Here is a 13,947-nt window from a genome sequence, read left to right as displayed (position 1 = left end):
AATGCGCTATCATCGCTTTCAAAAGTTTCGCTCGAAGCAGAGCGACCCAAGCTCGAGGACTGAACACCACGAGATTTCGACCAAGCCGACGCAGAGCGGCCGCCACACCGGAGGAAACGAATGATCGCCTATTTCCGCAGATTCCTCATGACGCGCCGCGGTGCCCTGACAGGGCTCGCCCTACTGGGACTAGGCTCACCTGCCTTGGCCCAGAGTTTTCCGAGCAAACCCATCACCCTGATCGTGCCCTTCGCCGCCGGCGGCCCCAGCGACGTGATCGCCCGCCTGCTCGGCGAGCATATGGGCCGCACGCTCGGCCAGCAGGTCATCGTCGAGAACATCGCCGGTGCCGGCGGCACGGCCGGCGCCAAGCGCCTGGTCGCAGCCGAGCCGGACGGGCACACGCTGCTGATCCATCACCTTGCGCTTGCTGCCGCGCCGGCGCTCTACAGCAATCTCGGCTACGATACACAGACCGCCTTCGCGCCGGTCGGCCTCGTCAACACTGGCCCGATGGTGATCGCCGGCAAGCTCGCTTTGCCTCCGGTCGACGGCAAGGCCTTCTTCCCCTACGCCAAGCAGCAGGCCGAGAAGCTCACCGTCGCCCATGCCGGCGTCGGCTCGAACGCGCATCTATGCGCCGTGCTGATCTCGCAGGCACTGGGCGTGAAGCTTGCCCAGGTCGCCTATCGCGGCACGGGGCCAGCGATGAACGACCTCGTCGGCGGCCAGGTCGACGTGCTCTGCGACCAGTCGACCACGGCGGTGCCGCAGATCCAGTCCGACAAGATCCGCGCCTACGCCGTGACCTCGCCGGAGCGCCTCGGCGTTCTGCCGAACGTTCCGACCTCGCGTGAGGCCGGCACCGAGATCGACATGACGATCTGGCACGGCCTCTACGCCCCGAAGGGCACGCCGGCCGCGGCGCTCGACAAGCTCAATGGCGCGCTGCAGGCGGCACTGAAGGACCCGGCCGTGCTCGACCGCTTCAAGGCGGTCGGCACCAGCGCCTTCCCGACGGCGGAATGGACACGCGATGCCCATGCCAAGCGCTTTGCCGCCGAGGTCGCGAAATGGGGTGCGGCGCTGAAGGCGGCCGGACTGACGCCGCAGAACACCAATTGAACTAGAGCGCTGATGCTCTAGGCGGGCCGCTCGCCTCCACGGGCGGCCCATGCTACCGGCGACGGATGAGCAATCTCGTCGCCCTGGACCAGTTCATCGCCTTACCCGCGCACGCCCGCCTGCTCGGGCTCGATCTCGGCACCAAGACGATCGGGCTCGCACTCTCCGATGTCGAACGCCGGATCGCGTCGCCGCTGGAGACGATCCAGCGGATAAAGTTCAGGCAGGATGCTGAAGCGCTGCTGAAGGTGGCGCAGACTCATGCGATCGCGGGGTTGGTGATCGGCCTGCCGCTCAACATGGACGGGACGGAGGGGCCGCGGGTGCAGTCGACGCGGGCCTTCGTGCGCAATCTCGCGCCGCTGACGACGCTGCCGATCGTATTCTGGGACGAGCGGATGTCGACACTCGCCGTCACTCGCACCTTGCTCGATGCCGACGCCTCGCGCGCCCGGCGGGCCGCAGTCGTCGACAAGATGGCGGCTGCCTATATCCTGCAAGGGGCTCTCGACCGGCTCGCCCGCCTCGAAGCGGACGCAGGCGAACCGGGAGATGATTGGACTACTGAAGAAGATAGCCGCGCTTGATCGCCTTCTTCTGGGCATCGCGCTGATTCTTGATCGCCCGCTTCTGGTCTTCGATGCTCATCCCGGCAAGCGGATTGCTGGGATCGGGCCCACGCCGGTAGCCTCCGCCATCCCGGCCATAACGCCGATCATCACGTCCATAACCGTCGCCATCGCGACGATAGCTGCCGTCGCGCCGACCCCGGTCGTAGCCGCGATCGTAGCCACGATCATAACCAGGACGCTCATAGCGACGATCATAACGGCGATCATAGCCGTCATTGTAGTACTGAGCCATTGCCGTACCGGAGCAGAACACCGCCAGGGCGACCGCGCCGCAGCCGGACAGCAGCGTCTTGAGCGAGGATTTCATCGTCATTCTCCAAGGTCGACAAGGCAATGACTCCATGATCGGAGCCGTTGGTGCCGCGCGCCGCGAAAAGGGCCGCTCCGCCATGCGACGGAAGCGACCCTTGAAGCCTAGGCGCCAGGCGTTCAGAACTGATTAAGGCTGTTTGCCCGGATCAGGCCTCAGCGATAGCTGCCGCCGGCCGGATCCCGGATATTGTCGGGATAGTAGCCGTACTGACGTGGGCCATAGTAGCGACGCGGCGCGACATAGACCGGTTCCTCGTAGACGTAGCTCGGCTCGTAGCCATAGCCGTAACCGTAGACCGGTTCGGCATAGCGCGGCCGGCTGGCCGCGATCGCCGCAGCACCGAGGATGCCGAGGCCGACACCGGCCGCGATCGCCGCGCCGCGATTCCCGCCGCGCCAGCCACGGCGATAATACTGCGAATAATCGGCCTGTGCCGCATCCAGGCGGCTCTTGTCGAAGCCGACCGGGCGGGTCTCACCCGCCACGACCGGCGTCAGGCCTGCTGCCAGAATGCTGCCGGCGACGGCGAGCGTCACGAGGAAGCGGCTCTTTCCGAAATCTGACATGACATTCTCCTGTCGGCGGATGTCCGCCTTGATGCCCGATCTAGCGCGCCCCGGTTGAACCGGGCCTGAACCAATCGCGGCAGAATTGCGACCGCTGAAAAACGCGCGGGGTCTGCAAAACGTTCCATCACAAGAAATTTTATACACGCAGTGATTGCATTCCTTGAAATCGAGTAGCAAGAATAGTCCTCGTCAAACACCGGTTCGTTTCCCCGGGCTGATGCCATCGCGAGGGCAGACGAGATGAAAAAAGCAGTGTCACGGCGGCTCAAGGAGGATAAAATCTATCCAGAAGACAATCGCTTGCCACCCGTTGCGCGCCCTGGCCGCAGCGCCCTGACCTCGCCCGGCCCACACAGCATGGACGCGCTGGCGCGCATGCAATTGGAGGTTGCATCTTATATCGAGGAAATCAGTATCGAGCTCGGGGCGATGGCCCGGGCAGCGCAGCTCAGCAGCCTCGCCTATTTCGTCGACATGACGCGGCTGGAAGCCGCGATCAACCGCCGAACCTGCCAACTGCAGCTCGGCGAAGCCTCCGAGCCCGACATTTCGACCTGAGCCGTCATCTTTTGCAAATTATTAAATCATAGGTTGCATAAATAAAAATACGCAACCGAATGGGAGTGCCCCATGCCGGCGCCTCCAACGACCACAGCTTACATCTCCGGTGACTTTACGGCAGCCCGCAACCTGCTCGGCCATGGCGAATCCGAAGCCCTGGCACTGCAACTGCTCGTCGCGAAGCGAGCGCGTCAACGCGACCTGCAGCGCGCTGTCGCCACCAAGGCGGCGGCAATGCTGGCCGAGCTCGGCAACCAAGCCCGCGCTGCCGATCTCGACCTGCTCGTGACCCTAGTGGAACTCGCTGCCACGGAAGCCGAGCGCGAGCGCGGCCGTTGGGGTGATGCAACGAACTGATTCCTGGGCTGCCAGGTTCATGCCAATCGTGAAAGCGCACCGCCGGCGTGGCGCTGCACCATGCCTTCGAGCTCCAGTTCGAGCAGGACCTGACTGACCTCGCGTACGGGCCGGCCGCTGGCGCGAACGAGGTCGTCTATCGCCATCGGCGTCGTCCCGATCAGTGCGAGCAAGCGGCGGCGGGGCGCGTCCTCGATGAAGCCTTCCTGCGGTTGAGCCTCACGTTCGAGCTCGAGTTTCGGTGCCGGCAGGATGTCCGGCAGATCGAGCTCGTCCCAGAGCGCTTCCTTTCGGCGCTCGGGCTCTGCCTCCTCTCGCGCCAGAATGGGCGCCGAGCCGAACAGATCGCCCTGCCGGAGCATCGGCGCCAGCACATCGACGACATGCGCCGTCTCGGCACAGAGGATCGCGCCTTCGCGAATCAGATGGTTGCCGCCCTCCGCCCGCGGATCGAGCGGCGAGCCCGGCACGGCGAACACCTGGCGGCCCTGCTCGTTGGCGAAACGAGCGGTGATCAGCGAGCCAGATTTGCGCGCCGCCTCGACCACCACGGTCCCGAGCGCGAGACCGGAGACCAGCCGATTGCGCCGCGGAAAATCGCGTCCACGCGGCGCCCAGCCGAGCGGCATCTCGCTCAGCGCCGCGCCGTGCCCGTAGACCCGCTCCAGCAAGGGGATGTTCTGCGGCGGATAGACTTCGTCGAGCCCGCCGGCCAGCACGGCGATCGTACCGCTCTCCAGGCTCGCCTGATGCGCCGCCGTGTCGATGCCGCGGGCGAGGCCCGAGACGACAACGAAGCCGGCCTCGCCCAGCTCGCGCGCCAGCGTCGCGGTGAACTTCAATCCGGCAGCGGAAGCGTTGCGCGAGCCGACGACAGCAACGCAGGGGCGGTTCAGCACCGCCGGGTCGCCCTCGATCGCGATCAGCGGTGGGGCTGAATCGATCGCCTGCAGCGGTACGGGATAAGCGGCTTCGCCGAGTGCGATCAGATGGGCACCGCGCCGGCGCAGCGTATCAAACTCGCGCTCGGCCTCAGCGGGAGTGCAGAGCCGGAGCGTCCGTCCGGCTTGCCGGCCGAGCTCCGGCAAGGCGTCGAGCGCTCCGGCTGCGCCGCCGAAGCGATTGACCAAGGTGCGGAAGGTGCGCGGGCCGATGCTCTCGCTGCGGATCAGACGGAGCCAGTCGAGGCGTTGCCGGTCATCGAGAGCGAAACCGGCCATCGGCGTTCAGCCCTTCTGTCCGATCTTGCCTTCGCGGCCCGAGAGCAGCCTCGCGATGTTCTCGCGATGCATGAACCAGAGCAGCAAAGCGAGGATGGCCATCAACCCGGCCGCCTGAGCGTCGCGAATCCAGAACCAGAGCAGCAGCGGCGTCAGCAGGCTGGCGATCAGGGCTGACAGCGAGGAGTACTTGCTGAGATAGGCGATACTGAGCCAGATCGCGGCGAAGATCAGCGCGATCGACCATTTCAGCCCGATCAGGATGCCGAGGAAGGTGGCGACGCCCTTGCCGCCCTTGAAGCGCAGCCAGACCGGGAAGAGATGGCCGATGAAGGCGCCGAGGCCGGCGGCCAGAGCCGCGCTCTTGCCGCCGAATAGCCAGCCGGCGAGCAGCACTGCGACGGTGCCCTTCAGCATGTCGCCGAGCAGCGTCAGTGCCGCCAGCTTCTTGTTGCCGGTACGCAGGACATTGGTCGCGCCGATATTGCCAGAGCCGATCGTGCGCAGGTCCGGACCGCCGGTCAGCCTAGTCAGGATGATGCCGAACGGGATCGAACCGAAGAGATAGCCGAGGACGAGCGCGGCGAGCCCCATCGGGCTCGGATATGCCCAAGCGAACGCCTCAGCCATGCAACCTCCCCTGCCCGTCCTAGTTGAGCTTACGCGGCTTCGCCGCGATAGACCACCCGGCCGCCGACCAGGGTCGCCTGCACGATCCCCTGTAGCCGCGCCTCGTCGAAGGGCGAGTTCTTGGCGCGCGATTTGAGCCTGCGCTTGTCGACGACGAAGGGGGCGTCGATGTCGATCAGGGCAAGATCGGCCGGCGCGCCAGCCTCCAAACGACCACAACCGAGGCCGAGCAGTTCAGCCGGCCGGCTCGACAGGGCGGCGAACAGCGAGGCAAGGCCGATCTGCTCACCGTGATAGAGCCTGAGCGCTGCCGGCAGCAGCGTCTCGATGCCGAGCGCGCCGTTGGCAGCCTCGGCGAAGGGCTGGCGCTTGGTCTCGACATCCTGCGGGTCGTGGTCGGAGACGATGACGTCGATCAGCCCCTCGGCGACCGCCTCGATCATCGCCAGCCGCTCGTCCTCGTGACGGAGCGGCGGCGAGACCTTGCAGAAGGTGCGGTACTCGCCGACATCGTTCTCGTTCAGGCAGAGATTGTTGATCGAGACGCCGCAGGTGACGTTGAGCCCGTCTTCCTTGGCGCGGCGGATCAGAGTGAGCGAATCCGAGCAGGAGACCATGGCGGCATGGTAGCGGGCGCCGGAGGCGCGCGCGAGGCGCAGGTCGCGCTCCAGCATCACCGTCTCGGCCTCGTGCGGGATACCAGGCAGGCCTTTGCGGCTGGCGAACTCGCCCTCGTTCATCACGCCGGTGCCGCGAAGATCCGGGTCCTCGACATGGTTGATCAGCAGCGCGTCGAAGTCGCGGGCATAGATCATGGCGCGGCGCATGAGCTGCGGATTGCGCACGCCGTTGGCGCCGTCGCTGAAGGCGACCGCGCCGGCTTCAAGCAGCAGGCCGAACTCGGTGATCTCCTTGCCGTGCAATCCCTTGGTCAGCGCTGCCGCCGGCAGCACGTTGACGATCGCCTTGTCGCGGGCGCGGCGCTTGATGAAGTCGATGACGGAAGGATCGTCGATCGGCGGATCGGTGTCGGGGCGGCAGATCACGGTGGTGACGCCGCCGGCGGCAGCGGCCTGCGAGCCGGTTCCGAGCGTCTCGCGGAATTCGGCGCCGGGCTCGCCGAGAAAGGCGCGCAAATCGACTAGGCCGGGCGCCAGCACGAACCCGCGGGCCTCTTCGACTGCGATATCAGCCGGAAGCTCCGGGCGATCGCCACCCCAATGGACATCGGCGATCATGCCGTCGCGGATCAGGACACTGCCGACGCCCTCGCGGCCGGAGGCCGGATCGACCAGTCGCGCACCGAGGATCGCACAGCCGCCATTCTGCTCGCTGCTGTCAGCCATCGCTACGCTCGACCCCGTTGATGCGCTCGCGGCGCTGCGTGAAGACATAATGCCAGAACCCGACCAGCCCCCAGATGCCGATGCACAGAAGCGCGCCGAGCAGGACGATCAGCCAGGTCCAGGCGGAACGTGGCTCGGCATAGATGAAGCCGGCCATGACCAGGAGGTAGAGACCGACGAAGACGATCCGAGCCCGGTGCATCTGTCGCAGCAGCCAGGCGAGGAAGAGCTCCATCGGGCTCAGCCATTTGGAAGATGCTGCGCGAGCGCATCGAGCACCGCCATGCGCACGGCGACGCCCATCTCGACCTGCTCGCGGATCAACGATTGGGCGCCGTCGGCCACTTCGGAGGAGATCTCGACGCCACGGTTCATCGGGCCAGGATGCATGACGAGCGCATCGGGAGCCGCCAGGGAGAGCTTGTCGCGATCGAGGCCGAAATAGCGGAAATACTCCTTCGAGGACGGCACGAAGGCGCCGTTCATGCGCTCGAGCTGCAGGCGCAGCATCATGACGATGTCGACGCCCTCCAGCCCCTTCTTCATGTCCCGGAAGACCTCGACGCCCATGCGCTCGACACCGGTCGGCAGCAGGGTCGAGGGCGCGATCAGGCGCACCTTGGCGCCGAGCGCGCTCAGCAGGATGATGTTGGAGCGGGCGACGCGCGAATGCAGGATGTCGCCGCAGATCGCGACCGTCAGGCCAGCGATACGGCCCTTGTTGCGGCGGATCGTCAGCGCGTCGAGCAAAGCTTGCGTCGGGTGCTCATGGGCGCCGTCGCCGGCATTGACTACCGAGCAGTCGACCTTGCGGGCAAGCAGGTTGACCGCGCCGGCGGCGTGATGACGCACGACCAGGATGTCGGGCCGCATCGCGTTCAGCGTCGCGGCGGTGTCGATCAGCGTCTCGCCCTTCTTCACCGAGGAGGAGCCGACCGACATGTTCATGACGTCGGCGCCAAGGCGCTTGCCCGCGAGCTCGAACGAGGCTTGCGTACGCGTCGAGGGCTCGAAGAACAGGTTGATCTGGGTGCGGCCGCGCAGTGTCGCCGTCTTCTTCTCGATCTGGCGCGAGAGCGCGACATAGGTCTCGGCGCGCTCGAGCAGCGCGTCGATATCCAAATGGGACAGCCCCTCGATCCCGAGGAGATGCCGGTGCGGATAGAGCGGAGCGGTCGATGTCATTTGAAGACCGCTGTTTAGGGGCGAGTCGTGGCCGGCGCAAGGCAGCGCGTGCGTTCCCTGTGTGTCACTCCGCCTTCAGGGCGTAGACATGCGCCTCGCCCGGGAACTGGCGGCTGCGCACCTCGGCGGCATAGGCGCGTACTGCTTCGCGTGCCTGCCCGGCCAGGTGGCCATAGGCCTTGACGAATTTCGGCACGCGGCCGGTGAGGCCGAGCATGTCGTCGAGGACGAGGACCTGCCCGTCGCAGGTCGCGGAGGCGCCGATGCCGACGGTCGGGATCGCGATCTTCCTCGTGATCTCCGCTGCCAGCGGCTCGGCGACCGCTTCGACGACCAGGGAGAAGGCGCCGGCATCGGCGATCGCCGTGGCATCGGCGATGATCGCCGGCCATTCCGCCTTGCTGCGCCCCTGCGCCTTGTAGCCGCCGAGTGTGTTGACCGCCTGCGGCGTCAGGCCGACATGGCCCATCACCGGCACGCCGCGTTCGACCAGGAAACGCACCGTCTCGGCCATGCGCACACCGCCCTCCAGCTTTACTGCTCCCGCGCCGGTCTCCTTCAGCAGCCGCGCGGCATTCCGGAAGGCCTGCTCCCGGCCCTCTTCATAGCTGCCGAAGGGCATATCGATCACCACGAGCGACCGGGCTGTGGCTCGCATCACCGCCTGACCGTGCAGGCTCATCATCTCCAGCGTCACCGGGACGGTGCTGTCGAGGCCGTAGACGACCATGCCGAGCGAGTCGCCGACCAGCGCGATATCCGCGACCTCGTCGACGATCCTTGCCATCGGAGCGGTATAGGCCGTCAGCGCAACAAGCGGCTCGCCGCCCTTGCGGCCGCGAATATCGAGCGAGGTCAGCCGGGCTGTCCGGTTCTGCGACGACATGCTCAGCGCTCCATGACATAGATCAAAAACAGCAATCGCTGCTGACCTAGCCTGACCGCCCTGCCCCGAAAAGCAGAATCGGGTTTGACAGGATGAGCCGTGTGAACCACTTTCGCGCGCAATCCCGAACCGCTATCAACGCGCCCCGCGCCAAGTTCGGCGAGGCCGGCACGCCAGTGCCGCTCGTCCCTTGCCTACGAGATCGAAAGCGTCATGAAGCTCCTCGTCGTCGAGTCGCCGGCCAAGGCCAAGACGATCAATAAGTATCTGGGCTCCGACTACGAGGTCATCGCCTCGTTCGGGCATATTCGCGATCTCCCGGCGAAGGACGGCTCGGTCGACCCCGAGAACGACTTCGCCATGCTGTGGGAAACCGAGGGGCGCGGCGCCAAGCAGGTCGCCGAGATCGCGCGGGCGGCGAAGAACGCCGAGAAGGTCATCCTCGCCACCGACCCGGACCGCGAGGGCGAGGCGATTTCCTGGCACGTGCTGGAGGCGCTGAACCAGAAGCGCGCCATCAAGGGCATCCCGGTCGAGCGCGTCACTTTCAACGCGGTGACCAAGGACGCGGTGCAGAAGGCACTGGCCAATCCGCGCCCGATCGACCAGGCGCTGGTCGACGCCTATCTCGCCCGCCGCGCGCTCGATTACCTCGTCGGCTTCACCCTCTCTCCCGTGCTCTGGCGCAAATTGCCAGGCGCCCGCTCGGCCGGGCGCGTGCAGTCGGTGGCACTGCGGCTGGTCTGCGACCGCGAGCGCGAGATCGAGGCCTTCCGAGCCCGCGAATACTGGTCGCTGGTTGCGACGCTCGCGACCGGCAGCGGTGCGACCTTCGACGCGCGCCTCTCCGGCGCAGACGGCAAGAAGATCACCCGGCTCGACATCGGCACGGGCGAGGAGGCCCAGGCCTTCAAGGCCGCGCTGGAGACCGCGCGCTTCTCGGTCGCCGAGGTCGAGGCCAAGCCGGTCAAGCGCCACCCCCAGCCCCCCTTCCAGACCTCGACGCTGCAGCAGGAAGCTTCGCGCAAGCTCGGCATGGCGCCGGCCCGCACCATGCAGGTCGCGCAGCGCCTCTATGAGGGCGTCGACATCGGCGGCGAGACCGTCGGCCTGATCACCTATATGCGTACCGACGGCGTCGACATGGACGGCTCGGCGATCGCGGCGGCGCGGCGGGTCATCGGCAAGGAATTCGGCGACAATTACGTTCCGGGTGCTCCGCGCAAATACACGGTCAAGGCCAAGAACGCGCAAGAAGCGCACGAGGCGATCCGCCCGACCGATCTCGGCCGTCTGCCAGCCATGGTCTCGCGCCATCTCGAACCGGAGCAGGCCAAGCTCTACGAGCTGATCTGGAAGCGCACGATCGCCAGCCAGATGGAATCGGCCTCGATCGAGCGCACCACGGTCGACATCGCCGCGCAGGTCGGTGCTCGCGCTCTCGAACTGCGCGCCACCGGCCAGGTCGTGCTCTTCGACGGCTTCCTGACGCTCTATCAGGAAAGCCGCGACGACGAGGAAGACGAGGATTCGAAGAAGCTGCCGGCGATGAAGGCAGGCGATCCGCTGGAAAAGCGCGCCATCGCCGCCGACCAGCACTTCACCGAGCCGCCGCCGCGCTTCTCGGAAGCGAGCCTGGTCAAGCGCATGGAGGAGCTGGGTATCGGCCGGCCGTCGACCTATGCCGCTACGCTGGCGACGCTGCGCGACCGCGAATATGTCCGTGTCGAGAAGAAGCGCCTCGTGCCCGAGGACAAGGGCATGCTGGTCACGGCGTTCCTTGAGTCCTTCTTCAAGCGCTATGTCGAGTTCGATTTCACCGCCAGCCTGGAGGAGAAGCTCGATCTGGTTTCCAGCGGCGATGTCGACTGGAAGGCGCTGCTGCGCGAATTCTGGGAGGAGTTCACCAAGTCGATCGGCGAGACCAAGGAATTGCGCGTCGGCGACGTGCTGGAGGCGTTGAACGGCATTCTGGGCGAGCACGTCTTCCCGCCGCGCGCCGATGGCGGCGACCCGCGCCGCTGCCAGGTCTGCGGCACCGGAACGCTCTCGCTCAAGCTCGGCAAGTTCGGTGCCTTCGTCGGCTGCTCGAACTATCCCGAATGCCGCTTCACCCGCCCGCTCACGGCATCCGCCGCCGAAGGCGAGGCTTCGGCCGAGGGCGGCCAGGTCGTCAATGGCGTGCGCGCCCTCGGCAAGGATCCGGCCACGGATCTCGAGGTCACTGCGCGCGAAGGCCGTTTCGGCCCCTATATCCAGCTCGGTGACGGCGAGAAGCCGAAGCGGTCGAGCCTGCCCAAGGGCGAGACCGTCGGGTCGCTGACGCTGGAGAAGGCGCTCGCCCTGCTCTCGCTGCCGCGCGAGGTGGCGAAGCATCCGACCAGCGGCGAGCCGATCCTCGCCGGCATCGGCCGCTACGGCCCCTACGTCCAGCACGGCAAGACCTACGCCAATATCGACAAGGACGACAATATCCTCGACATCGGCGCCAACCGGGCTATCGACCTGATCGTCGCCAAGGAGAGCGGCGCGGGCGGCCGCCGTTTCGGCAACGCCGCGGCGACGCCGGGCCGCGATCTCGGCGAGCACCCGCAGGGCGGCAAGATGGAGGTCAAGGCCGGCCGCTACGGCCCCTATGTCGCCTGGGGCAAGGTCTACGCCACCCTGCCGAAGACGATGGCGCAGGAGAGCATCACAGCCGAGCAGGCGATCGAGCTGGTCAACGCCAAGGCGGCGGCCGGCGGCGGCGCCAAGAGCAAGACGAAGGCCCCGGCCAAGAAGCCGGCAGCCTCCAAGAAGGCTCCCGCGAAGGCAAAGAGCGCCAAGTCGAAGAAGGCCGAAGGCTAGACAGGAATGGCGTAAGCCGACCCTGTCCCGCCATTTCGGAGCCAGGCCGCTCTCGCCGCTTGTCCGGAATGACGCTTCAACCGATTGAAAAGTATCTCGGGGCCGATCACGGTTAACTCCGGATTCAACGCCTCCGAGTACCCTGCGGTGCCGCAATTGAACTAGCGGCCTGCGAGGGGACATCATGAAATCCATCAGGACCCAGATTCTGGGGCTGATCGCGATTGTCGCGGCCGGCGCCTTGGTTGCACTCGGCTGTGCCTTGCTGGCGATGACCCGCATCGACACGATGAACGAGCGCTCGTCGCAGCAGAACCACATCGCTCTCGCTGCAGAACGGCTCAATGCCGCGGTCAATCTCGTCGTCGCCGATTCCTACCTCGTCTACACCGCCCGCAACCCGCATTTCGCCGGGATCGCCGCGACGACGGTCGAGGGGGGCCTCGCCAGGGTCGAGGAGCGCCGCAAGTATCTCGCCAGGCTCATCCCTTCGGCCGAGCGCGAGCGCATGGAGAAGATCAGCACGCTGATCACCGAGTTCGTCGCCATCAGGCTGGAGACGACGCGCATGGTCCGCGAGATCTCGGCCCGCGCGGCAGAAGCCTGGGGCAATAGCGACGCCAGCAAGAAGAACCGTGCGAACTTGCAGGAAGAGCTCACATCGCTGAGCAGCTTCAACGAAACCCTTGCCAACGAGGTCGACGCGGCCTCCAGCGCCTTCTCGGAGCAGGTGCGGACCTGGCTGCCGGTCGCGCTGGTCGTGGTGCTCGGCGGCGCGATCTTCGGCGCGCTGATCTTCTCCCGGCGCTCGATCATCCGGCCCCTCGTCGATCTCGGCGGGACGATGAGCCGCCTGACCGCCGGCGAGACCCAGATCGAGGTCCCCCATACCAAGCGCCGCGACGAGATCGGCGAGATGGCGCGGGCGGTCTCCGTGCTACGTCAGAGCACCGAGCAGGTCGCGCTGCTGCAGGAGCAGGAGCGTGCGGCCTCGGCGGCGCGGATCCGCTCGGCTGACGCGATGGCCTCGGTGGTGTCCGATGTCGGCGAAGTCGTCGCGGCGGCCGCAGCGGGCGATTTCTCGGCCCGACTCGAGATCGAGCATGGCGACGAGCAGATGCAGCAGCTGGTGGCGGGGATCAACGAGATCAACGCGGTGGTCGACAATGCCACGACAGAGTTCGTCTCTGTGCTGCAGGCCCTGGCCGCCGGTGACCTGACCCGTCAGGTGCCGACTGCCTATCGCGGCCGCTTCGCCGAGCTGAAGGATGCGATCAACGAGACGCTGGTGCGCCTCTCGGCGACCGTCGGCACGATCCAGACCATGTCGGCCGAGGTCGGTCTGTCAGCGCGCGAGATCAATATGGGCGCGGACGATCTCTCCAAGCGCACGGAAGAACAGGCTTCGTCGCTGGAAGAGAGCGCCGCGACCACGGAGGAGCTCGCCGCCTCGGTGAAAGCGGCTGCCCAGGCCGCCCAGCAGGCGGTGCGCCAGGCCGGCGAAGCGATGCAGGTCGCGCAGGCCGGCGGCAACATCGTCACCGACGCCGTCTCGGCAATGGAGCGGATCGAGCAGGCCTCGAAGAAGATCTCCGACATCACCCGCGTGATCGACGATATCGCCTTCCAGACCAACCTCTTGGCGCTCAATGCCGCGGTGGAGGCGGCCCGCGCCGGTGACGCCGGCAAGGGCTTCGCCGTCGTCGCTTCGGAGGTCCGCTCACTCGCGCAGCGCTCGGGCGAGGCGGCCAAGGACATCACCGGCCTGATCTCCTCCTCGAACACCGAGGTCGCAGCGGGCGTGAAGCTGGTCCGTCAGGCTGGCGACGCACTGACTCGAATCGTCGCCGCCTCGCAGAGTGTCCAGGCGACAGTGTCGGAGGTGGCCGCTGCGTCGGGCGAGCAAGCCAACGGCATCGAGGAGATGAGCCAGACCGTCGCCCATATGGACGAGATGACCCAGCAGAACGCCGCGCTCGCCGAGCAGAGCGCCGCCTCCGCCGGGGCGCTGTCGAGCAAGATCGGCGAGCTCAACGCCTTGGTCGCCGGATTCCGGACGAGCGAGAGCGCCAGCGCCATCTCGCACCAGCCGGCTGCGCTCGCCCCCGCCAATGCCTCCGAGCCGGAGCGGCTCCGGGGGCTGGCAGAGGCGGCCTTTACCCAGCAGCGCCCTGCCCCACGCCGCGAGCGCCACGCTCCGGCCTACGCTCCGGCCCCTGCCCGCAAGGTCGCGAACGCCCGCGGCGGCGATGCCGGGTGGGAGGAGTTCTGAGACG

Annotated in this window: 14 protein-coding genes; 6 read left to right on the top strand and 8 right to left on the bottom strand. The window is 66.7% G+C overall.

The features are described 5' to 3' along the window. Positions 1-120: 120 nt before the first annotated feature. Positions 121-1,125, top strand: coding sequence for a tripartite tricarboxylate transporter substrate-binding protein (locus ACQKLX_RS00320; protein ID WP_427358446.1), 1,005 nt, complete (start codon positions 121-123; stop codon positions 1,123-1,125). A 65-nt stretch (positions 1,126-1,190) separates the two neighbouring features. Further along, positions 1,191-1,712, top strand: coding sequence for a Holliday junction resolvase RuvX (gene ruvX / locus ACQKLX_RS00315; protein ID WP_427358445.1), 522 nt, complete (start codon positions 1,191-1,193; stop codon positions 1,710-1,712). Here ruvX and ACQKLX_RS00310 read toward each other — a convergent pair. Beyond that, positions 1,687-2,064 carry a hypothetical protein gene (locus ACQKLX_RS00310; RefSeq protein ID WP_427358444.1) on the bottom strand — a complete coding sequence of 126 codons (378 nt, stop codon included), beginning with the start codon at positions 2,062-2,064 and terminating at the stop codon, positions 1,687-1,689. The two genes, ruvX and ACQKLX_RS00310, sit on opposite strands and share 26 nt — an antisense overlap. 158 nt (positions 2,065-2,222) lie before the next feature. Further along, the gene (locus ACQKLX_RS00305) at positions 2,223-2,636 is read right to left on the bottom strand and encodes a hypothetical protein (RefSeq protein ID WP_427358443.1); all 414 of its coding nucleotides are present in this window, start codon (positions 2,634-2,636) and stop codon (positions 2,223-2,225) included. A gap of 360 nt (positions 2,637-2,996) precedes the next feature. On the opposite strand from ACQKLX_RS00305, the gene ACQKLX_RS00300 reads away from it, so the two are divergent. Then, a complete protein-coding gene (locus ACQKLX_RS00300; RefSeq protein ID WP_427358442.1) occupies positions 2,997-3,197 on the top strand; it encodes a hypothetical protein in 201 nt (66 codons plus the stop codon). Positions 3,198-3,269: 72 nt separating this feature from the next. Further along, entirely contained in the window at positions 3,270-3,557 is a 288-nt protein-coding gene (locus ACQKLX_RS00295; RefSeq protein WP_427358440.1) for a hypothetical protein, read from the top strand. 17 nt (positions 3,558-3,574) lie between these two features. Here the strand turns inward: ACQKLX_RS00295 and dprA are convergent, their stop codons facing one another. The 6 genes from dprA to panB form a co-directional block, all read right to left on the bottom strand. After that, on the bottom strand, positions 3,575-4,777 hold the full coding sequence (gene dprA / locus ACQKLX_RS00290; RefSeq protein WP_427358438.1) for a DNA-processing protein DprA: 1,203 nt from the start codon (positions 4,775-4,777) through the stop codon (positions 3,575-3,577). Between the two features lie 6 nt (positions 4,778-4,783). Beyond that, entirely contained in the window at positions 4,784-5,407 is a 624-nt protein-coding gene (plsY, locus tag ACQKLX_RS00285) for a glycerol-3-phosphate 1-O-acyltransferase PlsY (protein ID WP_427358436.1), read from the bottom strand. A gap of 29 nt (positions 5,408-5,436) precedes the next feature. Beyond that, a complete protein-coding gene (pyrC, locus tag ACQKLX_RS00280; RefSeq protein ID WP_427358434.1) occupies positions 5,437-6,753 on the bottom strand; it encodes a dihydroorotase in 1,317 nt (438 codons plus the stop codon). Next, positions 6,746-6,988, bottom strand: coding sequence for a hypothetical protein (locus ACQKLX_RS00275; RefSeq protein WP_427358432.1), 243 nt, complete (start codon positions 6,986-6,988; stop codon positions 6,746-6,748). The genes pyrC and ACQKLX_RS00275 overlap by 8 nt, the downstream gene beginning before the upstream one ends. 5 nt (positions 6,989-6,993) lie before the next feature. Beyond that, positions 6,994-7,938: an aspartate carbamoyltransferase catalytic subunit gene (locus tag ACQKLX_RS00270; protein ID WP_427358430.1), complete on the bottom strand. Its 945-nt coding sequence runs from the start codon at positions 7,936-7,938 to the stop codon at positions 6,994-6,996. A 64-nt stretch (positions 7,939-8,002) separates the two neighbouring features. Further along, positions 8,003-8,824 carry a 3-methyl-2-oxobutanoate hydroxymethyltransferase gene (gene panB / locus ACQKLX_RS00265; RefSeq protein ID WP_427358428.1) on the bottom strand — a complete coding sequence of 274 codons (822 nt, stop codon included), beginning with the start codon at positions 8,822-8,824 and terminating at the stop codon, positions 8,003-8,005. A gap of 213 nt (positions 8,825-9,037) precedes the next feature. On the opposite strand from panB, the gene topA reads away from it, so the two are divergent. After that, entirely contained in the window at positions 9,038-11,671 is a 2,634-nt protein-coding gene (gene topA, locus ACQKLX_RS00260; RefSeq protein WP_427358426.1) for a type I DNA topoisomerase, read from the top strand. 184 nt (positions 11,672-11,855) lie between these two features. Continuing rightward, positions 11,856-13,943: a methyl-accepting chemotaxis protein gene (locus tag ACQKLX_RS00255; protein WP_427358424.1), complete on the top strand. Its 2,088-nt coding sequence runs from the start codon at positions 11,856-11,858 to the stop codon at positions 13,941-13,943. The last annotated feature ends 4 nt before the right edge of the window (positions 13,944-13,947 follow it).

This window comes from Allobosea sp. NPDC003192 (assembly GCF_050275675.1).
GTDB lineage: Bacteria > Pseudomonadota > Alphaproteobacteria > Rhizobiales > Beijerinckiaceae > Allobosea.
Note: the sequence above shows the minus strand (reverse complement) of the source record. Positions and strands in the feature narration are given on the sequence as shown.